Below are 20,081 nucleotides of genomic sequence, written 5' to 3'. Positions count from 1 at the left end.
TTTAGCGGCCGCTGCCATGGTCAATGCTGTCTCTACCCCGGCCCCCGTCGATACCCTGCCTCCGGTGGACGTCTTGCCCCCCGCCCCCGCCGACGAGGTACAGCTGAGCCTGCCCGTGGAGGAGCCACCCCCCACCCCACCGACCATCGCCCCGGCTACCCTGGCCCTGGCGGCCCAGGATGTGCGCATGGTGCTGCGCGAGCAGAGCGAGCAAAGCCAGCTGTTGACCACCAAGCTCAACATCCTGTTTGTCGCCAATGGGGCGCTGCTCACCAGCCTCAGCATTTCGCGGCTGCTGGTGAGCGGCAGCCTGTTCAGCCTGGCCGAAGTGGTGGGCTTTCTGGTCAGCTTTTCGCTGCTGATGGGGGCTTTTCTGCCCCGCCAGGTGGCCGTCACCCCCAACCTGGAAGACCGTAAATTTTTAGAAACCTACCTGGCCCTGCCCGAGCAAGACTACCAGCTGCAAATGCTGGTAAACCTCTCTGAAACCTACAACGCCAATAAGCAGCGCCTCGAAGATACATCGCAAAGCCTTAAATATGCGGCTTACACCATCTGGGGCACAACTGCTATCATGCTGGTACATATTCTGGTAATTTACGTGGCTGCTGGGGCAACGTTTGGGACGTTCTAGCAGCCTTCAAAAGCTCTAACCCAGGGTTTTTAACGCATTCAGCGGGAACCAGTAATGAGTGATGGACAGCAAGAAACAGCTCTAGAGCGGCGGGTGGCCCTGCCCGAGCCAGATGTCAGTAACATCACCGTGCTCACCGAAAGCCTGCCCAACGAGCCTGTGCTGCCATGGCACCACTTCGATTCTCCCTGGCTAGCCCGCGACAGCGCTGAGGCCGCTGAAGGAGAGCCTGAGGCCCCCCCCGAGGACGGTGCCGAGCCAGAACCCGGTGAGCAACTCACCCTGGAGCTAGAGGTTTTGGTAGGGGAGGTCGAGGCAGCGCCCCCAGGTTCCCTGGACCGTAGTTCACCCGCCGATCAAATTCCGGAAGAATCAGCCGCCTGAGACCCGATGACTCACGGAACTCTACCTGGCTGCCGCGCTGGCCAGGGATTTGTGCCTGCCGGGGCTGGGCTAGTTGACCCGCCCTCGAAAGCGAACAAAGCCGTAGGAGCCCGCCGGATCTCCAGCGCTGGTAGCCTGGGGCAAATTGCCCAGGTTGGCCACGATCGCCCCGTTGGTGTTGCTGCCGCAGCCGGCCAAACGACTGTCGATTGTGGTTAGGTCGATGCCGGGGGCAACGTACTGTCCCACATCGCCATCGCTGCTGTTGGACAGAGACACCTGAATGGGGTACGGACTGGTGGCAGACTGCGTGCCCAGGCCCAGCACGATGCCGCGATCGCCGCCATCTGTTGTGACGCCCGGCACCGGATTGGGGCCGCTGGCCGCAGCGGTGGCATTATAGGCGGCGGGTAAAAAGGTCACGTTGGATGGCACCAGATCACAGAACAACACATTCTGGGCTGGGGCGGTGCCGCTGGAGAGGAAGTAAATCGTAAACTCCACCGTGTCACCCGGCTGAATAGCCCCCGTAATCTGCCCCTTGAGAAAGCCACTGGGCCAGCGGGGATGATTATCGTCCTGATCGCGGGGGGACGGCACATAGTTGGGATCTCCAGAGATGTTAACGCCGTCCACGACACCCGTGAAATTAGTGCTGTTAATCGCCGTAATCCGCTTCACCAGCAGTATGGCCGGATCGGTAATTGCAGTGGTGATGATGACATTTGAAAAAACGGCTTCACTGGGAAAAAATGCCCAGGTATCAATTCCCTTGAAGTCGCCGTAGTTACTGCTAAACTCGTGCTCTCCGCCATTGCTTCTAATCCCTTCTATAGCATTGCGAGGAAAGGTTGCGCCGCCGCCGTCTAGGCTGACGGTTGTGCCGTTGGCCGTGGTGTAGTTGCTGTCGTTGTAATAAACGGTATAGCGATCGATGGGCACACCATTTAAATCTAAAAAATTGGGGAAACTCTGGGGTGGATTGGTCATTTCGATGATGAATCCACTGGCATTAGACTCAGCATCCAGCATGGGGAAGTGATACTCGCCATTGCGAATGACAATTCTGGCGCTGTAGGGGGCGTTGCCTGGGCGGGGCGGCAGGTTGTTGCCAGCGGCGTCTTTGCCATCCCAAAACACTTGGTTCGCCCCAGGAACCAAGATATTTTCTAACACGCGATCCGTCGCGGCGTTAAATACGCCGTCGGTATTGGTATCTAAGATAATGCGGTAGCTACTGCCACCCGCGACGGTGAAATAAAAATTTCCCCCAACGCCAACCAGGGTGCGGTTGTCGCTATTATTAGCGCCCACAAACCGGAAATCACTAGGAGGCTGCGGTACCGATGGACTTCTTGGTATACCCAATTGGTCGAGAGTCTTGCCATCGGGAGGATTAAAAAACACCAGATGGGTGTAGCTGTTGGTTGAAGAATTGTTAGCTGCCAAGGGACTTTGAACAACGACGTTGCCAAAGAACGGATTGAGGTTGTTGTCAACTGCCTGGGCAGAGTGATATAGCGTGCTGCCGTTAGTTGCGTCGAGAAACCCCCTAGAGTTACCAAAAAAAACAAATCCAAAGGGGTCGACATTGTTCATGTCGGTTCTGTAGAGGTAACCGTCCCAGGTTTGGATATAGAAATCGCTAGCCAGAAAACGGTTATTTGCGCCCATATTCATGGCGACATAGCTGGTAAACACACGCCCGAGTTGGGCCGTGCCCCCACTATTTCTAACGGTAATGTCCCAGGCGGCAACGCCAGAGCGCTGAGTGGCATCGGTCTGGAAGGCGGCTGTAGCACTGACAGGGGTGGGGTTCCCGCTAGTAGCCGGGGCGTGAAACTCAACCTCATAAATCCCTGTTTGGGTGGCGGTGACGATGCAGGGGGTGTAGCCGTTGACGTTGGGTAAAGGACCTGCCGTTTCTTTGGCGAGCGTGTCAATCCAGCCAAAGCCTGTGTTTAGCACGTTGCAGGAGCCCTGCTGCCCCGAAGGGTTTCGGTAGACGATATCGGCTGGGTCGGTAGCGCTGGCATAGACGCTCGATCCTAAATTGAGGGTTTCTCCGGCCTGCACATAGACCTTCAGCAGTGTTTGACGGGGAATGCCCGCTGTTGTGCTGCTAGCCCATTCAGTAAAGGGGCGATCGCCGCCGTCAGTCACCATATCTCGACTGCCCTCGGCCCTCGCGGGTGGAGAGACCCCAGCCAGCGCAGCTGCGAGTAAAACCGTTGGCGAGAGTATCCCCAGCAGGAGCCGAAGTAATTTGGCGGCTGCGCCGTGATGCACAGAAGACCTTAACGTCATAGTTCTTCCTCCGGGGGACGCGGCTGACTGTTGGGCGAGATCGCGCCATCGCCTGACTGTATATCTAGGGGCATCGCTTCAGTGGCTGGGGCATCAACACCAATCGATGGGTCGTCGATGCTGAAGCCCTCTAGCAGCGAGTTGTCGAGCTTGAGGGTGAGGCCGAAGTAGGGGCCACCCGCCGAGCGGGAGCCGCTGAAGTCGCGATCGGAGACGCCGCCAAAGCTGTAGCCCGCCGACAGCCGCAGATTTGGATTTAGATAATAGCCCGTCTCCAGAGAGAACCCGGTTTCGCCGTAGCCAGCGCTGGGCTGGTTGATAAATCGGGCCTCGCCGACAATATCCCACTGGTAATTGAGGCGGTAGGTCGCCCGCAGCTGAGCCAGGGTGACCGTGCTGCTGCCGACTAAGTCTGAGGCCAGGTACGAGGTGCTGCTCCGAAAGGCGAACTTACCGTAGAATTCCCACTGCCAGTTCGGAGCATAGATCGCCTCGGCGGAAAAGACATGATCCGCTGAGCCGCTGCCGCTGCCCGCTAGCAGACTTTCGGGCAGCAGGCCCGGGTTACGGCGGTACTCATAGCGCAGCAGGGCATTTAATTTGTCGTTCTCGGGGTCTCGGTAGGCCAGGCCGAGGCGCAGATTGGTGGTATCGCCCAGCCCTGAGAGCAGCTGGTTGGCGGCACTGGCCTGCTGAAAGCGGCCTAAGACCGTGAGCGATCGCGTCAGGCGACCCCGAGCATCGGCGGATATGACGGTGTTCGACCCGGCGCTAGAGGTGCGATGCTCAAAGCGGGCATTGGCCTGAAAGTCGGGACTGCCCGTGTAGGACAGTCCGACGCTATAGCTGTCGCCGCCCGTGGGTGCCAGAGCGGCTGCCGCCTGGCCTACGGCATAGGGCTGAGCAAACTGGGTGCCGGCCCCGGTGACAAGATTATTGCTCTGAAACACATGCTCGTAGGCCAGATCCAGCTGCAGGCCCGGGGCCAGGGTAACGCCCTGCTCAACACCGATGGAGCCAGACATCTGACCCCGATCAAACATCGAGAAGTTGCCCGTGAACCGAGTGTCTGATCCCAGCTCGTAGTCGCCGGATAGATAGAGGGAGGTGAGGCTGTCGTTGTCATACTGACCTCCGTTGAGAATTTGATGGGTGACCCCAAGGCTAATGCCGGGATAAATTTGCCAGTTGAGGCCCAGCAGGCTGCGATTGGGATAGACAGCATCAGTGCGCCCGGCCAGGGTGAACTCATTCAGGGCGGTGAAGGTGACGTTATCAGCGATGGGCAGCGTTGCCATCGAGCGAATTTGGTCGGTGACGGAGCTAAATTCGGGGGCGAGGCGATCGCGGCGATCGCGGTGAATCCAGTCGATCGAGGTAGTGGCGCTGCCAATCTGCTGCTGAATACCTGCGCTGATCGTGGTCAGCGAGTTATCGAGGGGCTGCCCCGGCGCGGCAGTAACGCCAGGAAATAGAAGCGGCTCCAGCGCCGTCAGGGTGGCGGGGGCGATGCCATAGTTGTCTTCGTGGTCGTAGCCAAAGCGCAGGGTGGTAGTTTCTGACAGATCGGCCTGGAGTTCTGCCCCGTAGCGGCGCTGGCCCGGCACAAAGCTGGTGGTGGCATTGTTGGCAAAGCCGGGGGAAACCTCCTGCCAGTAGGCCCGCCCGGAGAGCTGGTCGCTAAAGGCATTGCTCACCTCCAGCCGATAGGCATCGCCGGATACCGGGGCGGTGCTGACCAGGCTATTGGTCGAGTGGGCGTATTCGGCCAGCAGCAGCCCGCCCGTGCCAAAGCTCACCTGGGCATCGGCCCCGTAGAGCTGAAACTGCTGGGCCGTTTGATTCTCTTGCAGGTAGGTGGCCCCCAGCCAGCTGGCCTGGTCTGAGTCGCGGTTGAGGTGATAGCGCAGGCGACCGCCGTAGAGGCTGGTGCTGCCCCCTCCCTCGTACTGGTAGGTGGCCACAATCCGCCGCACCAGGTTACGGCCCTGGCTATCGACCACGGTGCGCAACACCGGCTGACGAAATAGGAGAGTGCCGCGATCGTAGTCGATTTCGTAGTCGGGGCCGCGGCTGAGCTGCTGGCGATCGAGCACCTGCCCCGGGCGGTTGAGTTCCTCTAGCTCAAAGTAAACCGCCTCGCTACCCGGCACCAGCAGGCGGCGCGAGAGGAAGTAAAAGCCGCTGGTGCCGTCTGGGGCAATGGTATCGCGCTGAAATCCCTGAATGTTGTTGCCGTAGATGGCGGAGAGCTGCAGATTGCCCAGGTTATAGTTGCCGCTAAAGCCATGGAGCGATCGGCTAATGCTGCTGTAGAGCTGAGACGAGGTGGCAAACTCGTCAGTGCGGTAGTCGCCCCACATGACGTAATCCGACCCGGCGTTGAGTTCGGGAGAGGTGCGCTCGAGCCGTAGGTAGAGGCTGTCGGTGGAAGGAGCAAGCACTTCTGAAGTGGAATCATCGCCGTAGACCGGGTAGGCGCGATCGCAGTCTTGGTAGGTGCGAAACAGCGGCACGGTGCCGTCGCAGCCTTCGTTGAGGGCGCGATCGCTGCGGTAGGCCCCGGTAAAGCGCCAGTCGCCAAAGGAGGTGATGGCAAAGGCCCCGCCCCGCACCGCTAGCTGGGTGCCAGCCCCACCGTCGGGGGGCAAAAAATCGCGGTAGCGGCTATAAAAATCGGTGCCGCCGCCCCCTAGCCGCACATCCACCACCCCGGTCAGCAGCGTGGGCCGCAGCTCGGTAATGAACTCCACCTGGGTGTAGGCTTCCAGCTCGCCCCGACTGGCCCGAATCGTCGCCTGACCTGGGGTTAGCCCCGTTTGCAACGTCGTGCGGAAGCTGCCTCCCTGGGTCTGCACCTGAAACCCTGGCTGGTCCGGGTTTTGATCCTCATCGGTGAACTGTCCCTGGCTGGCTTCCAGGGTGATCACCGTGTCCTGGCTGGCGACATTGCCCTGGGCATCTAAAAGCTGGCCCTGCACGGTGACCGTCGATCGGCCGTCGGCGGTGACCCGACTCTCCAGGGTGGTAATGCTGAGGCTGGCGATCGCGCCGCGCACCCTCACCAGCTGTTCGGCCCCGGCCAGCGTGGTTCCGGCCAGCTGGCCCTGGGCAGACAGCTGATTTTCGCCTGCGTGCAGCCCGACCCCGTACCAGGTCTGGGTAATCAGGCCGGTTTCCAGGTTGGTTTCAGTGCGGCCAATCAGGTCGGCGGGCACCGGGCTGCCGTTGACCATCAGGGTAATCTCGCTGCCCACGGGAAACTGCAGCGTCACCGTAGTGGAGGGAATATCGAGGACGGCGTCCGGGCTGGGGGTCAGAACGCGAATTGACCCCTGGACCACGGATTCGTCAGGGCTCTCCTGCCCTGGCTCTGCCGCATCGGGGGGAGGGAATGGTTCGCTGGCCCCACCTGTGGCTGGGGCCCCATCGGCGATCGCGTCAGAGATGCCCGGTTTGGGTGCTGCTGAGTCTGGGGATGTGAGCAGCTCGCTGGCACCCTCTGCGGTTGGAGTCTCATCCGCGATCAGGAGAGGTAACGGCTCACCTAGGTCAGAGGTTGGATCCGCAGGGTGGGCTAGCGCGATCGCGTCGGCAGGTTTGGCCTTTGCAGGGGTGCTACTTGCTGAGATTGTCGGGCGATCGACGGAAGCTTCGGCCTTCGCCAGCGGCATGCCAGTACCCATAACCAGGCCAAGACTACCGACGGCAACCATTGCCCTATAGACTCGCTTACAGCTCATTCTCGCTACCCTCCGCCTGGCTTTGAGCCATGACCCCGAAGTTCATCCGCACCATGCCGCCGGGGGCCAAATGCACCAGCCGAGAGGTGCTATTGCGCTCGATAAAGACCTGGTTGGGGGCCAGCTCATAGCCGGGAATGCTCAGCGGGTCGAGGGTGCCCGAGCGATAGCCCGGCAGCACATTGGCCAGGGAAAAAATGCCCCGCTCGTCGGTGGTAATGCGATTGCCGTCGTCGAGAAAAATCACCGCGTAGGGAATCCCCGGTTCCCCATTCTGCTGTTCGCCGTCGAAGTTCAGGTCTTCAAAGACGCGGCCAATCAGGGTGCCGCAGTCTGACAGTAGGCCTGGATCAATCCGCAGTCGGTGGGTCGCAGGACCATCCCGCAACAGCCCTCCGGTATCGCTGCGGCGGGCTGTGACCAGCGCCGAATTACGTCCTGTCCCACGGATGGCATCGGGAGTCAGCTGGGCCGCGTAGACTACGCTCAGCGCCTCACCCACCGGCAGAACGGCGGCGGCATCTACCTGAAATTCCACCGTGGAACCAGACTGGTTGACCTGAACCGGATAGGTCTGATCCGCCAACGCTGCTCGGGCAGACCCCGCCACCAGGCGAAAGCCCAGGGGCAGGGTGTCTGTAAAGGTAAAATTCTGAAGCGAAATATCGGTCTGGTTGCGCACCAAAACCCGATAGATCACGGTGTCGCCCGGCTGGGCTACGGCGCGATCGCCCGACTTCGTCAGCTGTAGCTGGCGGGCATTACACAGCGTTGTGACCAGGTTGAGGGCCGAGAGCTGAAGCCCCGCCTGGGCCGCATTGTTGACCTGGACGGTCTGCTGGTCGATTTGGGTAGCTCCGGTAGCGGTAATCGGCTGGCCGTCCAGAGACGTTGCCCGATAGGTAATCACCCCGCCGCCGTTGCTGAGAATCTGGAGCTTGACCCGCCGCTGGACGTAGGGAGTGCCGACGGGCGGATTCACCACCAGTAGATAGGTGCGCCCCACATCGACTTGCCCCTGGGCCGCATCCAGCAAAAAGTTATAGGTGCCCTGGGATGACAGGCTGTAGAGATTGGCATTGGTGGTGTTGGGGGCCAGGCCGCTCGGCACCCCATTGCCGGGAATGTCGGGCAGTTCGGTCGGGGTCAACGACACCAGCGAACCCAGCTCCGACTGGGTGGCATCTCCGGGCAGCGGGTTGTAGAGCGCCAGGGTAAACCCCTGGTAGTTGGGCAGGGGCGCGCCGCCGCACCCCAGCAGAGTGCCAAAGGGGTCGATCAGCGATCGCCCTAGCGATACGGCACCATAGCCCGTCCAGGTGCGACCGCTGTTGTCAACGCTGTAGCTGTAGGTGGCCTGATTATTCAGGCTGGCGTCGGGGGCTGGCTGGGCCTTCAGCGGAGCAGCCAGCCCAAGGGTCAATCCCACTGCGAGGCCAAATTCCAGGGGCAACAGCAGCAGATGGCTGAGCCGGCGGCGGCGCTGAGAACCTAGGCCCCTCGGTGCAGCCAGGCTGAGCAGTGCCAGTCCCCATTGCAGTGACAATTTGAGTAGGAGCGTAACCATCGGAGCGGCTCGAAAATAACGGGGAGATCCAGCGGAACGGCGCGAACGGTAGGCCGTGACCAACAGGCGAAAAAATCCTGTCCTGCTGGGCCTGACCTTCAGCAAGTGGATAGGGTGAGGGTGGTGATAGAGGGCGATCGCGGCCAGGGTGGGCTCGCCCCTGGGGCTATTTCACAGTGACGTTGTAGGCCACCTGCACCACCACCTCAGGCTCTAAAGACTGCGCAAAATCCCAGCGAATGTCGGTGTAGGCTTCCGCCGGGGCCGGTTCCATCGCTACCGTGCCATCCTCCTGCACCACCTCTACTAAAGGCTCGGCCACAAAAGACTTGCCGCCATCAATGCTGTAGGTAATTTTGGCCCCGTCATTGCCCACTGCCGTCGCCAGCACGTAGGTCATCTGCGATGGAATAGATTGAGTAATCACTAGGTTCTTAGCGGCCATTTCCCCGGCGTTTTCTGAGCTAATGGTGTAGCGCAGCACATCCTGGGGCTGCACCGTGGCCTCACCTTCTAGCTGCTGCCAGGCGATCAGAGGCTTACCCTGCTCATCTAGCGTTTGCACCTGTTTTTCGGCCTGCAGCACCAGCTTGATCTCTGGGCGCAGCACCTGCTGAACAATCTCGGTCCCCCTATTTTGCAGCTGAGCCAGCCCGGGGCTGCCCTTGGCCAGGGGAATAACCACGAGGGTCGCCAGGGCCGCTAAACCTAAACTAAGTGAGCGTTTCATAGTGATTAATCTCGTCCAGAATGTTGTGCAAATATCAGTGGATGGCGGTCATCCCAGGGGACGAAAAACGTTGCAGAACGTCACGCCTCATTCCCCGATGGACCTGGCTAGTTGACAATCCGGCGGAAGGTCAGCGAGCCGCTCACCTGCGGTGCCAGGGAAGGAATCGTGTTGACGTATCGGGTTACCGCCGCTCCTGAGGCCGGGTCGGTGCTGCCGAGCAAAACTGCGCCGTTGTAGAACTGCAGGGTGCCGAGGGTAGCAGCCGTATTTTGTCGGTGGCTGGTAATCCCCGCCCAGGTGTTCGGTGCCGCCGCTCCGTCCTCGGTAATCACGAGCCCGCTGCCGGTGAGCAGCACGTTGCCGCCGCCAGTGGCAGGTTGAATCTCAGAGATGTTTTGGTAGGTAATCTGGTATTCCACAAACTGCCCTGGCGCTGGCCGCCCGGTTGGGGTCGCCGTGTAGCTGGGGCCGGGGCCAGCCGGATCGATTTGGGTGGTGCCGTTGGTATCCAGAATGCGAGCCGCCTTCACCAGATTGATAAAGCCGGGATAGATGCGATCGTTGGTGAAGTTATAGATCGTGTCTGTTGTGGCAACAAAGCTGTTGCTGCTGTCGTTATCCACAAAGGCCACGACGGGAATGGTATAGCCCTGAATTTGGGATGTGCCCGCTGGCAAGTCCACCGTCACCGTATAGGACTGTCGTTGATTGGCGGTCAGGGTGCCAATTACTACAGGTGGGTTAGCGGCTACCGGAGCAAAGCCCCCGGCCGCAGTGTAGGTATAGGCCGCAGTTTGAGCCCCGAATTTAATCGTCACCGTGGTGCCGTCAGGGATACTGGCGTTGGTGCCGTGGACCCCACCGGTTAGAGCATTGGTCGCATCGGGGGCAAAGGGCAAGAGCTTGACGTTATCCAGATTGGTGGCAATGGTGTTCTGGACAGTGTTAGTGATCGTCACCGCTGCCGGATCGCTAGCACTACCCTGCACTCCAGGGGTGGGTACAGTGGTGGCCGCGTTGGTAAAGTCGTCCTGGGCATTGGTGGGGCCAATGGCGTTGGGCACGTTGTTGGGGCCATTGAGCAGGGCGCTGTTGGCAGCTGCCAGGGGCAAAATGCCGATGACGTTTGCTTCTCCATTGGGGCCAGTGCCGGTGTTGTTGCTGTTGGTATCTGGGTCGTTGGGGTTGGCGGCACCGGTTTGGGGATTGGCAATAAAGTCGCTGATGTCGGGGTTGGGCGGGAAGACGCCATCATCGTAGTTGTTGGCATCCTGGTCGCCAGACTCGTCGTAGACCAGATTGTTGGCTGGATCGTTGAGGGTTTCGCCAAAGATCTGGCCAATGTTGGCGACGCTACCCCCGGTGGTGGGTAAGCCGCTGGTCACCACGGTGAATCTAAAATCGTTGACAGCGGTACCGGGCGGCAGGGCTCCATTGGCGCCTGAGTCGTAGACGAAACCAATCCGCTTGACGGTGCCGGGTGCAGGCGGGGTGGTGGTCCAGGTGACGCCGTTGATCGGGTTCTCGACACCCGTATAGGCGTCATCGGTGGAATAGACTGGAATCCAGTTGCCGTTGGGCACGATAGGCGCGTTGCCATCCCACACGGTGTTGGGGGGCACGGTAGTGGAGACTAAAATGCGCTCGGTGGGAGTGCCATTGAGATTTATTGTGGTGCCTTCTAGGCTGCCGACCGGGAATCCTGGCTGAGGATTATTGGCTACCCGGAAGTCGAGATCGTAGGTGATGGTATCGTCTACGGCACTGTTGGCGTTGGCTCCCGGTGCGGTTGTTGACGTCAGCAACAGGGTGGTCTGGGCTAGGGGCTTGGGCTGGGTACCGACTACTTCCTGGTGAGAGGCAGCGGCTTCCCGTTCGCCGTTGGCTGGAGTAAGGGTGCCGTCGGCGTCTAAGGTGCGGACATCGTTGGCATTGGATGCCCCGTCTGAGTCATCGCGGATATTTTGCTGGTTTTGGGTGTTGGGGGGATTGTCAGCCGTATTACCAAACTGCACCTTCACCGGGTCGCCCCCGTTGATGGCGGTGACGGCCATGGTCACCCGCACCTTAAAGTTTTGGTCGGCTCCGACAATGCCTGTATTGGGGAACGCTGCCAGGTTGTTAGTGCTATCACCTCCTGCCGGAACCGCGATCGCAGCACCCAGCGCCGTGCCGTTGACCTCAATGATTTCGACAGCGGTGATGTTGCCCCCTGTGGCCAGCGGGCCGAGGGCCGTCGCCCCTGGAACATAGACAAAGGCGTTGGCGTTGCCGGTGTTGGTGACTAAAAAGTCAAAGTAGAGGTTGTCGCCGGTAGCAATGCTGCTGCCATTGGCATCAGTAAAGCCCGCATCGGTGACGGTGAGGCCGCGTACCTCTTCTACTTTGATGGTGACGGTATTGGAAATGGCGTCAAAGTTGGTTGTGCCATCGCTGTAGGTTGCGGTAGCCCGGTTAATAATGTCGGTGCCAGCGGCGGTGCCTTCGGCTAGAACAGGGACCAGAAAACGGAAAACGCCAGCGGCGGCGATCGCCATAATGACCAGCGGTCGAAAACTACTGGATAACGAGCGAAATTGAGGTGGTGTATGGGTATTTTTCATGGCTGGTAAATGGCATGGCACAGAAAAGCTAGGCTCCGTCAGGTTCCTTGACCGCATTGGGCCTGATGTAGCTACCACTCGCGAAGTGGGAGAGCAACAGAGCGCTAATAGAAAGATGGCCTTGGCATTAAGATCTAAAGTTCAAGTATGGATTTATAGCTCCTAATGCTGGAGAGTAACGCCGATTTAGGATGAGTCGGTTTAAAGCTTCCTGAAATAGCTTTGTCGGCCAACTGACCAGCAAAGCTGATAACTCTATCAGATCGAGCTTTTTGCCGCCTGGTAGAGATAAGCCTCAAGCCTTTTAAATCAAGCTTTTTACACCTTTCCTGACGTCATTTTTTTCAAAATTAATTATTCCCAATATGCTGCGCCACCTACCATCTGTTCAGAAGATTGGCAAAAATCTTTCCTGGCGTGCTATCGCTACAGGCCTTGAAAACCTCTTTTATGTAAAGGTTTGTGGCGATATGACGGCCTCTGAAGTAAATGAAATAAACTTAGTAATCCTTATTGCTTTGGATGAATAAGGTTAGATAAAAGATTTTTCCAGGTTTTTTAAGCATTGATAAACGGAGGCCTGAAAATGGATTTGGGTCTTTTAATTGCGCGATTTGGCTGTTGCTAGATCGGTTGGGACACCCTGCATAGTCCTTTGGGTTGAGGACTACATGCCAGTGCGCCATATTTCGGTATCTTGCGGTTCGATTTATTGGCCGCGTAGAGCGGCATTAGTATCAATATCACATTCTAATAGCAATTGATGGCTTGGATTTTAGAAGCATGAAAGAAGTTTTTTGGATTCAGAAAATTTACTGATGCCATCAAATAGCTGAATCAGGGCTCAGTAAAAATAGCGATGCGGTTTGGCTGGCAATTAGAATAAGTGGTGCTCTAGGGCGGGAGGTTAGGTATTGTTTGAAAGCAGGGGGGCAGGGGGCTGGGAAAAAGCGCGAATGCTGGAGCTACTCATCCAGCCGGATGTCTGGCCCAATCAGGTCGGCAAGTTTTTCGACGCCGTAGAGCAGCATGGCAATGCGCTCCAGGCCCAGACCCCAAGCCACCGTAGCCTTGTTGCCGCAGCCCAGAGGCTCCAGCATTTCCTGGCGAAACAGACCCGAGTTGCCCACTTCGATGTAGCGATCGCTCGGTGGATGGTAGGCAAACACCTCTAGCGATGGCTCGGTGTAGGGGTTATAGGTGGGTTTGAACTTTAAATCTTTGAACCCCAGGCGCTCATAAAAGTAGGTGAGGTAGCCCATCAGGGTGCGCACGCTGAGCAGTTCCCCCACCACCACACCTTCGATTTGGTGAAATTCGGCCAGATGGGTGCGATCGACGGTTTCGTTGCGAAACACGCGATCGATCGAAAAATACTTGCCATCTTTGCCCTGGAGCTGGTGCAGGCGACGGGCGGTGGAGGTAGTGGTGTGGGCGCGCAGAATGGCGCGGCTGGCTTCGGCTTCAGTCCACTGGCCGCCGTAGTTGGCCTCGTGCACCTGCTTTACCCGATCGACTAGGGATTGATCGCTAGGCAACGGCAGCGTTTGGGGGGTGGCCAGATAAAAAGTGTCCTGCACCTCCCGGGCGGGGTGATCTTGGGGGGTAAACAGAGCGTCAAAGTTCCAAAACGCCGACTCCACTATGTAGCCCGACATTTCGTCGAAGCCCATGTTGAGAAAAATATCGCGAATGCGCTGAATACACTGGTTGAGAATGGTAGGCCGACCGTAGGCTACATCGGGCACCTCAGCGTGAATGTCGTAGGGCTTGAGGTCAATCTGCCGCCACTGACCGGAGAGAATACGCTCGCTGGTGAGGGCCGTCACCACGTCGCCCAGATCGAGGGTTTGTAGATTGGGCAGCACCGTCAGGCTGTAATCTGTCTCGCTGCGACTGGTGATATAGCCCTGCTGTTGCAGCCAGCCCAGGGAGGCAGCGGACCCCTCCGTCAGGGATTTGTCGGCGGCGATCGCCCCAAATACTGCCTGCCTCTGCTGGTAGGCTCCCAGTACCGACGTCTTCAGCACCGCAACCATCCCTTCGCCATCGCCATCGACCAGATCGACAGCCTGCTCGCGCCGCAGTGCCCCGTAGTTGAGGCTGAAGGTGGTGCCGAGTTCGGCCTGGAGGGTGGCGCGATCGCGCACCCCCTGCAATAGTCGATCGGCGAGAGAAAACCCCGGCAGCACTCCGCCTAGCTCATCGCCCTTGGGGGTCAGCACCCAGGTTCTTTGGGTGTGCTCCTGATGCTGCACGTAGCCGTCGAGGGCACCACTGCGCAAAAAACCGTTGATAAAGTTGAAGTCAAACCCGGCCTCAGCGCAAAGCGCTCGCAGACTATCCACGGTGTGCCGCCGCTGCAGCAGTTCCACAAACTGCCGCTGTTTGCCGCTGAGCTGAAGCAGATCGACCATGACAAGCTCCTGGGATTTCCCTCTTTAGGTTACCAGGGGCGATCGCCCCTAGCCCTCAAGCTTTGGCGGATAGCCATCGGTCTAACGCCAGGGCCAGCTGAGGGATATCCTGCTGCACGATCTGCCAGAGCAGCTCAAGCTTCACATTGTCGTTGTCGTCTGCGATCGCGTCGCGTAAACTGTCAACCGCTTGGCCGCCCACCAGGGGCAGCGTCTGGGAGGTCTCAGGCGTCAGAGCCCGGGCGCAGTTGGCTATGGTCAACAACCGAGCTACCGCTGCGCTTTGCAGCTGCACACTGGCCAGAAAGCGCTCCTTAGAGCCGCGATTTGCGGCCATAATCTGCTCGGTCATCTGGTACATAGTTCTGAGTAGAGATATATCCTCTTGCATTAGACCGAATAATAATTGGGGGCATAGTAAATACACAAAGGCTCCAGGGCTAATTATGCCCCTGCTTTCCATCCTCCGACCTCATCTTTAGACCCTTTTTCTGGGCAACAGTCCGGATACTTTTTTAGAAGATCGCTGAATCTCTCAACTTTTTGCTGGTCGCTAAGGGTTAGTAGCGATGGCTGCCCTCCATTCCAGCGCTGACCATTCAAACGTTGTTTAGAGTATTTAGGCGATCGCTTTAAAGGTGAAGGTTTCTGCACTGGAATGTTCCGGATTTCATGACGGTCTAAGTCAGATAGTCTAAGTCAGATAGTCTAGGCCAAACTGTCTAAGTCGGCTGCGGGGCGCACTATGCGCCCTCGCTCAGCTGTGGGGGTGGCAATTTACAACCGCCCCATCGGAAAACTATTTGTTTCCAAAACCCTCGGCGTTGATGACAAGATAGATACCAGTTCCACACCATCAACCATTCAAACAGTGCAATGACCGACGAACCAACTCTGCCCTCTGGTCCTGGCTTTGGCCTGACATTTTTGTACTATTTCTGCGGCACGGCCCTGGTTACGACCCTGCTGGCGGTTAAAACCCTGGGAATTGGATTAGATACAGGCCTCCCTAATCAGTATGGCCTTTTGTTTGGGACTGTGGGGGGCGTTCTGGGGGCTTTGATCAACCGTAGCTCGACGTTGAATCTGCCCATTAGCAGCCGTAAAACCTTCAAGCGCGAGCTGGATGCCACGCTAGCTGAAATGGGCTACGCCGAAGATACGGAGGCCGGTTTAGACGGTATTTTGGTCTATCAACGACCCTTTTTACGCCAGCTGCTCTCAGGCCGTATCTATGTGCTTTTGGGAGACAAGCAGGCCCAAATTGGCAGCCGCGCCAATCACATCCGCCGCCTCAAAAAGCGCCTGCAGGCAAGCGGCATTCGCTAGGTTGCGTTAACGCCTCTGTTTAGACTGTGATTTAGAGTGCGATATTTTTTGCAAAAGCCGCTCTCCTTGGTAAACCCAACCGAGGCTGGGCCTGTTTTTAAGTCTTGATCTTCCCCTTGGTCCTATGCCCCGCAAACAAAAATATCCCCATCTGGTGGGTTCCAAGTGGACAGCCCACCAGCAAACCGAAGGCTGGCGGCACTTTCAGGTCACCAACCGAAAGCAGGAGGGCGAATGGGTGTTCGCTGAACTGGTGGCTTCCTGCGATCCTTCGGTGCGGCTGTGGGTAAACGCTAAGCAGCTGAAAAATCGATCGCTCTGGCAGCCGGGATGGCAGCCGCTGAGCAGCCTTAGGGCCGAGGATGAGACAGAAAAATTCTGGTTAAACTAGAGGTCAAGCGAGTTTGGGGTCTGAGTTTTTGGCCTGACACAGCACGGAGACCTGAAACACGTTAAAGTCAGTACAGGCAAAGGTTGGCCAGAGGACAGCAGCTATGTGGCACGTCGTTTACATCATTGCGTTTGCGGTTCTGGCCATTATGGCGATCGCAAACCTGGTCAGAAACTTGATCTTGCTCGGCGGCAGCGCCCGCAGCCCTCAGTCGCCTCGAACCTACGCCCCCGGACAGCCGTCCCCTGGCGGCGAGGGTTCCGTTCCTCACCCTGAGCTGCTAGATCAAGATGGTCACGTCATTCGTGAACCTTTGTTAGTCATGCGTTCCATTTCCGTAAAAGATGCCCGTGAGCAGCTTGATGCCCTCTACAACGGCACCAGCTTCTCCCTTGAAGACTCAGACGATGGCAGCCCTGAGGTAGAGCCATAGGCGGGACTTTTTGATCAGGCCCGCATCAACCTTTTTCCAACGCTGCCAATGCTCGGCCACTGGTTTTTACCACGTAGCTATAGGTTTTTGGGCGCATTGTCGGCGGCGTCAAATCTTGCAGCGATCGCCGCCACAGCCCTGCTGAACTCTGGCCTCTCGCTCCGCCAAAATACTCCTCAGGTTGGGCCGCCCAGTTACCGCCAGCCGCCATCTGGCCCAAATTTCGTAGATCCAATCCACCAGAGGCCCGAGGATAGGCCAGCCTGTGGGGGCGTACACCCACCCCAGCCCTAGCACAGCGTATATCTGCCGAAATACCTCTACATTTTTAATGACTGTACCATCGGGCAGCACGGCATGAATGCGACCCATGGCCGCAGCAAAATCGACGCCGCCATTGTCTTCAGGTCTGTAGTCGGCGGCGGCAATATCTCTAAAGACAACCAGGCCGCGCCCATTGTCTTTTTGGCGCAAAAAGTTGACTTCTCGCAGGCAAAGGGGGCAGTCGCCGTCGTAGAGCAGCTTGATCTTCCAATCGGTTGCGGCTGGGGCTTCAGGCGTAAAAGCGGCGGTGGTTGTCATGGCAGGCAAGGTGAGACAGCGGCTAGAGCCCAGTGGCTCTACATATATCTTAATAAATTTGCCCTGTCCTGGCTTGCCAAGCGGGTAGCCAAACCGCTACCCGCCCTTTCTCCGTTTGGCTTCAAAGTACCCGCGCCTTCAAGAGGGTACCGGGCAGGGTTAACAGCTTGCGCAGGGAAGGGACAAAGGCGCGTCGAGTAAAGACGTCATAGCCGTTCTCCTCGATAACGTCCAGAATTTGGCGGTAGAGGGCCAGGGCTGACCACACTGGCCAGCGGGCATCTTCGCTAAGCAGCCCAATGCCGCTCTCTGCCTCGGCATAAAACCGACGAGCGCGCTCGATCTGAAAGGCCATTAGAGCCCGCCATCGATCGTCTACAACCCCGGCCATCAGGTCTACCTCGGTGTAGTCGAAGGCTGCCAGATCGGCCAGCGGCAGGTAAATACGGCCGCGGCGGGCGTCTTCGCCAACGTCGCGCAGGATGTTGGTGAGCTGGTTGGCAATGCCCAGGGCGATCGCCTGAGGCGTTGGGTCGAGATTTTGCTGCTGGCTCCAGGGAGCGGTTTGGAGCTGGGTGTCGATGCCCATTACCGTGGTTGACATCAGCCCCACGGTGCCCGCCACCCGGTAGCAGTAGAGTTCTAGATCCTCAAAGGTGTCGTAGCGAGAGCGGTGCAAATCCATCCGCTGGCCCGCAATCATGTCGCGAAAGGGCTGAATGTCGAGGGGAAACTGCTCCAGGGTGTCGACCAGCGCCACGTCTTCGTCATCTACCGGGCAGCCTGCGAAGATTGACTCAAGCTGGGCTTCCCAGCGATCGAGGGTCTTTTCGCTGGTGAACTGCGCCTGCGGCCCATCCACTAACTCGTCGGTACGGCGGCACCAGACATAGATAGCCCAGATCGCCCGCCGCTTGGCGGGGGCCATTAGCATAGTGCCAGTGTAGAACGTCTTGGAATACTTGGCCGTGACGCGCCGACACACTTCGTAGGCTTCCTCGATGGAGGAGAGGGATTGGATGGGGGGAGAATCCGTCAGTTGCAGCATTAATGACCCAAACCTGGAGAATATAAATCTCAAACCGACTACAGGCAATTCTGCTTAAACTAGCCTCTCACAACTGCACCCAACTTTGGCAAAACAGTTGAAATCGGCCCATTCCCCGAAGCAACCCGCCTCGCCGTTCCTAAAGATTATATGTTGCAATCCGTAACATTTGCTCACACATTCCGAATCTGTGCGTCATCTATGCGTCTGAGCGCAGGCGATCGCCGCCGTTGGCCTACCCAATTTAGAGGCACCCAGATAAGATAATAGACTGCGCCTCAAAACCGGCTCAGTGGCCTCAGCTTCTACCACGTTTTGCATGGCACCATTATGCCGATGGCTGTGGTGGTATGGGGGCGGGCAGCTGATCTGGGGAAGGCGGCCCCGACCGGCTACCTGTCACCGGTCTGCTCTGTCTGTATCGTTCTGTTGACCGTTGGGAGCCTTGCCCGTGCCTCAAACTAACTTTGATTTTCTGCAAGAGTCCGATCCACTGCTGGCGAGTATTGTGCAGCGCGAGTTACAGCGTCAGCGTGAGCACCTGGAGCTGATCGCCAGCGAGAATTTTACGTCGGCGGCAGTGCTGGCGGCTCAGGGATCGGTGTTGACCAACAAGTATGCAGAGGGGCTACCCGGCAAGCGCTACTACGGTGGCTGCGCCTTTGTGGATGAAGCTGAGCAGCTGGCGATCGATCGCGCCAAGCAGTTGTTTGGCGCCGCCCATGCCAACGTGCAGCCCCACTCCGGTGCCCAGGCAAATTTCGCCGTGTTTCTGGCCCTGCTCCAGCCCGGCGACACCATTTTGGGCATGGATCTCTCCCACGGTGGTCACCTCACCCACGGCTCGCCGGTCAACGTGTCGGGCAAGTGGTTCAAGGTTGCCCAGTATGGCGTCAGCCGCGATACGGAGCAGCTCGACTTTGAACAAATTCGTGCCCAGGCCCTAGAGCACCGCCCGAAAATGATTATCTGCGGTTATTCGGCCTACCCCCGCACGATTGACTTCGAAAAATTTAGGGCGATCGCCGACGAAGTCGGTGCCTACCTGCTAGCCGACATTGCCCACATCGCCGGATTGGTGGCCGCTGGCCTGCATCCCAATCCCCTGCCCTACTGCGACGTGGTTACCACCACCACCCACAAAACCCTGCGCGGACCTCGCGGTGGCCTGATTCTCACCCGCGATGCTGAGCTGGGCAAAAAGTTTGATAAAGCGGTCTTTCCCGGCAGCCAGGGCGGCCCCTTAGAGCATGTCATCGCGGCCAAGGCTGTGGCCTTTGGCGAAGCCCTCAAGCCTGAGTTTCGCACCTATTCCGCCCAAGTGATTGCCAACGCCAAGCGGCTGGCGGCCCAGCTCCAGCAGCGAGGCTTCAAGGTGGTCTCCGACGGCACCGATAATCATCTGGTGTTAGTCGACTTGCGCTCTATCGGTATAACCGGCAAGCGCGCCGATCAGCTGGTCAGCGAGGTCAACATCACCGCCAACAAGAACACGGTGCCCTACGATCCCGAGTCGCCCTTTGTGACCAGCGGGCTGCGCCTGGGGTCTCCAGCTATGACGACCCGGGGGATGGGCGAAACCGAGTTTACCGAAATTGCCGACATCATCGCCGATCGCCTGCTCAATCCTGAGGACGCCGCGATGGCTGAAACCTGTCGGCGGCGAGTGGCTGTACTGTGCGATCGCTTCCCTCTGTACGCCCATCTCGGCGGATTGGTGCCAGCTTTGGTCTAAGCCATCGCGTTTCCAGGCCAGGCTTTTACCGCGCCAGACCGAATATTACTCCATGCAGTGTTACAGAAAGTTGGGGTTACGCCTTAATGATCTGTCATAATTGCATGGAGTTTTTGCTTATTTAGCCAGACTCGACCTATCCTATGGACTGTTTCGGGCCAAAATATCCTCTGAC

General features: G+C 58.2%; 15 protein-coding genes. 6 read left to right on the top strand and 9 right to left on the bottom strand.

Going from position 1 to position 20,081, the window contains the following annotated elements:
• Positions 1 to 16 precede the first annotated feature (16 nt).
• Positions 17 to 634, top strand: a complete 618-nt coding sequence (locus LEPTO7104_RS0112970) for a hypothetical protein (protein ID WP_017299008.1) — start codon at positions 17 to 19, stop codon at positions 632 to 634.
• Between the two features lie 54 nt (positions 635 to 688).
• A complete protein-coding gene (locus LEPTO7104_RS0112965; protein WP_017299007.1) occupies positions 689 to 1,018 on the top strand; it encodes a hypothetical protein in 330 nt (109 codons plus the stop codon).
• 69 nt (positions 1,019 to 1,087) lie between these two features.
• Here the strand turns inward: LEPTO7104_RS0112965 and LEPTO7104_RS0112960 are convergent, their stop codons facing one another.
• From LEPTO7104_RS0112960 to LEPTO7104_RS0112930, 7 genes are all read right to left on the bottom strand, one after another.
• Positions 1,088 to 3,325 carry a DUF11 domain-containing protein gene (locus LEPTO7104_RS0112960; protein WP_083887061.1) on the bottom strand — a complete coding sequence of 746 codons (2,238 nt, stop codon included), beginning with the start codon at positions 3,323 to 3,325 and terminating at the stop codon, positions 1,088 to 1,090.
• On the bottom strand, positions 3,322 to 7,068 hold the full coding sequence (locus LEPTO7104_RS0112955; protein WP_155523622.1) for a porin family protein: 3,747 nt from the start codon (positions 7,066 to 7,068) through the stop codon (positions 3,322 to 3,324). The genes LEPTO7104_RS0112960 and LEPTO7104_RS0112955 overlap by 4 nt, the downstream gene beginning before the upstream one ends.
• Positions 7,058 to 8,635, bottom strand: a complete 1,578-nt coding sequence (locus LEPTO7104_RS0112950; RefSeq protein WP_017299004.1) for a DUF11 domain-containing protein — start codon at positions 8,633 to 8,635, stop codon at positions 7,058 to 7,060. Before LEPTO7104_RS0112950 ends, LEPTO7104_RS0112955 begins: the two co-directional genes overlap by 11 nt.
• Positions 8,636 to 8,801: 166 nt before the next feature.
• A complete protein-coding gene (locus LEPTO7104_RS0112945; RefSeq protein ID WP_017299003.1) occupies positions 8,802 to 9,365 on the bottom strand; it encodes a DUF11 domain-containing protein in 564 nt (187 codons plus the stop codon).
• Between the two features lie 107 nt (positions 9,366 to 9,472).
• Complete coding sequence (locus tag LEPTO7104_RS33725) at positions 9,473 to 11,971, bottom strand: DUF7925 domain-containing protein (protein WP_155523621.1); 2,499 nt, start codon at positions 11,969 to 11,971, stop codon at positions 9,473 to 9,475.
• A gap of 965 nt (positions 11,972 to 12,936) precedes the next feature.
• Positions 12,937 to 14,388, bottom strand: a complete 1,452-nt coding sequence (gene pheS, locus LEPTO7104_RS0112935; RefSeq protein ID WP_017299001.1) for a phenylalanine--tRNA ligase subunit alpha — start codon at positions 14,386 to 14,388, stop codon at positions 12,937 to 12,939.
• 55 nt (positions 14,389 to 14,443) lie between these two features.
• Positions 14,444 to 14,749 carry a HepT-like ribonuclease domain-containing protein gene (locus LEPTO7104_RS0112930; RefSeq protein WP_017299000.1) on the bottom strand — a complete coding sequence of 102 codons (306 nt, stop codon included), beginning with the start codon at positions 14,747 to 14,749 and terminating at the stop codon, positions 14,444 to 14,446.
• A 515-nt stretch (positions 14,750 to 15,264) separates the two neighbouring features.
• Between LEPTO7104_RS0112930 and LEPTO7104_RS33720 the strand changes: the two genes are divergently transcribed.
• The 3 genes from LEPTO7104_RS33720 (at position 15,265) to LEPTO7104_RS0112915 (ending at position 16,541) form a co-directional block, all read left to right on the top strand.
• The gene (locus tag LEPTO7104_RS33720; protein ID WP_017298999.1) at positions 15,265 to 15,717 is read left to right on the top strand and encodes a hypothetical protein; all 453 of its coding nucleotides are present in this window, start codon (positions 15,265 to 15,267) and stop codon (positions 15,715 to 15,717) included.
• A 124-nt stretch (positions 15,718 to 15,841) separates the two neighbouring features.
• Positions 15,842 to 16,108 carry a TIGR02450 family Trp-rich protein gene (locus LEPTO7104_RS0112920; RefSeq protein WP_017298998.1) on the top strand — a complete coding sequence of 89 codons (267 nt, stop codon included), beginning with the start codon at positions 15,842 to 15,844 and terminating at the stop codon, positions 16,106 to 16,108.
• Positions 16,109 to 16,211: 103 nt separating this feature from the next.
• Positions 16,212 to 16,541 carry a DUF2973 domain-containing protein gene (locus LEPTO7104_RS0112915; protein ID WP_017298997.1) on the top strand — a complete coding sequence of 110 codons (330 nt, stop codon included), beginning with the start codon at positions 16,212 to 16,214 and terminating at the stop codon, positions 16,539 to 16,541.
• Positions 16,542 to 16,649: 108 nt separating this feature from the next.
• On the opposite strand, the gene LEPTO7104_RS0112910 is transcribed toward LEPTO7104_RS0112915, so the two are convergent.
• Positions 16,650 to 17,123: a DCC1-like thiol-disulfide oxidoreductase family protein gene (locus tag LEPTO7104_RS0112910; protein ID WP_017298996.1), complete on the bottom strand. Its 474-nt coding sequence runs from the start codon at positions 17,121 to 17,123 to the stop codon at positions 16,650 to 16,652.
• Between the two features lie 121 nt (positions 17,124 to 17,244).
• Positions 17,245 to 18,171 (bottom strand): 15-cis-phytoene synthase CrtB, encoded by a 927-nt coding sequence (gene crtB, locus LEPTO7104_RS0112905; protein ID WP_017298995.1) that lies wholly within the window; start codon positions 18,169 to 18,171, stop codon positions 17,245 to 17,247.
• Between the two features lie 451 nt (positions 18,172 to 18,622).
• Between crtB and glyA the strand changes: the two genes are divergently transcribed.
• Positions 18,623 to 19,906, top strand: a complete 1,284-nt coding sequence (gene glyA / locus LEPTO7104_RS0112900; protein WP_026072655.1) for a serine hydroxymethyltransferase — start codon at positions 18,623 to 18,625, stop codon at positions 19,904 to 19,906.
• Positions 19,907 to 20,081: the final 175 nt, after the last annotated feature.

The sequence above is a fragment of the Nodosilinea nodulosa PCC 7104 genome (assembly GCF_000309385.1).
Classification (GTDB): Bacteria; Cyanobacteriota; Cyanobacteriia; order Phormidesmidales; family Phormidesmidaceae; genus Nodosilinea; species Nodosilinea nodulosa.
The sequence above is the reverse complement of the archived record's forward strand: the minus strand, read 5'-3'. Positions and strand labels throughout refer to the sequence as shown.

Excerpts from the sequence above, each read along its gene's own strand:
- LEPTO7104_RS0112970 (WP_017299008.1), top strand. The coding sequence starts at position 17 with ATGGTCAATGCTGTCTCTACCCCGGCCCCCGTCGATACCCTGCCTCCG.
- LEPTO7104_RS0112965 (WP_017299007.1), top strand. The coding sequence starts at position 689 with ATGAGTGATGGACAGCAAGAAACAGCTCTAGAGCGGCGGGTGGCCCTG.
- LEPTO7104_RS0112960 (WP_083887061.1), bottom strand. The coding sequence starts at position 3,325 with ATGACGTTAAGGTCTTCTGTGCATCACGGCGCAGCCGCCAAATTACTT.
- LEPTO7104_RS0112955 (WP_155523622.1), bottom strand. The coding sequence starts at position 7,068 with ATGAGCTGTAAGCGAGTCTATAGGGCAATGGTTGCCGTCGGTAGTCTT.
- LEPTO7104_RS0112950 (WP_017299004.1), bottom strand. The coding sequence starts at position 8,635 with ATGGTTACGCTCCTACTCAAATTGTCACTGCAATGGGGACTGGCACTG.
- LEPTO7104_RS0112945 (WP_017299003.1), bottom strand. The coding sequence starts at position 9,365 with ATGAAACGCTCACTTAGTTTAGGTTTAGCGGCCCTGGCGACCCTCGTG.
- LEPTO7104_RS33725 (WP_155523621.1), bottom strand. The coding sequence starts at position 11,971 with ATGAAAAATACCCATACACCACCTCAATTTCGCTCGTTATCCAGTAGT.
- pheS (WP_017299001.1), bottom strand. The coding sequence starts at position 14,388 with ATGGTCGATCTGCTTCAGCTCAGCGGCAAACAGCGGCAGTTTGTGGAA.
- LEPTO7104_RS0112930 (WP_017299000.1), bottom strand. The coding sequence starts at position 14,749 with ATGTACCAGATGACCGAGCAGATTATGGCCGCAAATCGCGGCTCTAAG.
- LEPTO7104_RS33720 (WP_017298999.1), top strand. The coding sequence starts at position 15,265 with ATGACCGACGAACCAACTCTGCCCTCTGGTCCTGGCTTTGGCCTGACA.
- LEPTO7104_RS0112920 (WP_017298998.1), top strand. The coding sequence starts at position 15,842 with ATGCCCCGCAAACAAAAATATCCCCATCTGGTGGGTTCCAAGTGGACA.
- LEPTO7104_RS0112915 (WP_017298997.1), top strand. The coding sequence starts at position 16,212 with ATGTGGCACGTCGTTTACATCATTGCGTTTGCGGTTCTGGCCATTATG.
- LEPTO7104_RS0112910 (WP_017298996.1), bottom strand. The coding sequence starts at position 17,123 with ATGACAACCACCGCCGCTTTTACGCCTGAAGCCCCAGCCGCAACCGAT.
- crtB (WP_017298995.1), bottom strand. The coding sequence starts at position 18,171 with ATGCTGCAACTGACGGATTCTCCCCCCATCCAATCCCTCTCCTCCATC.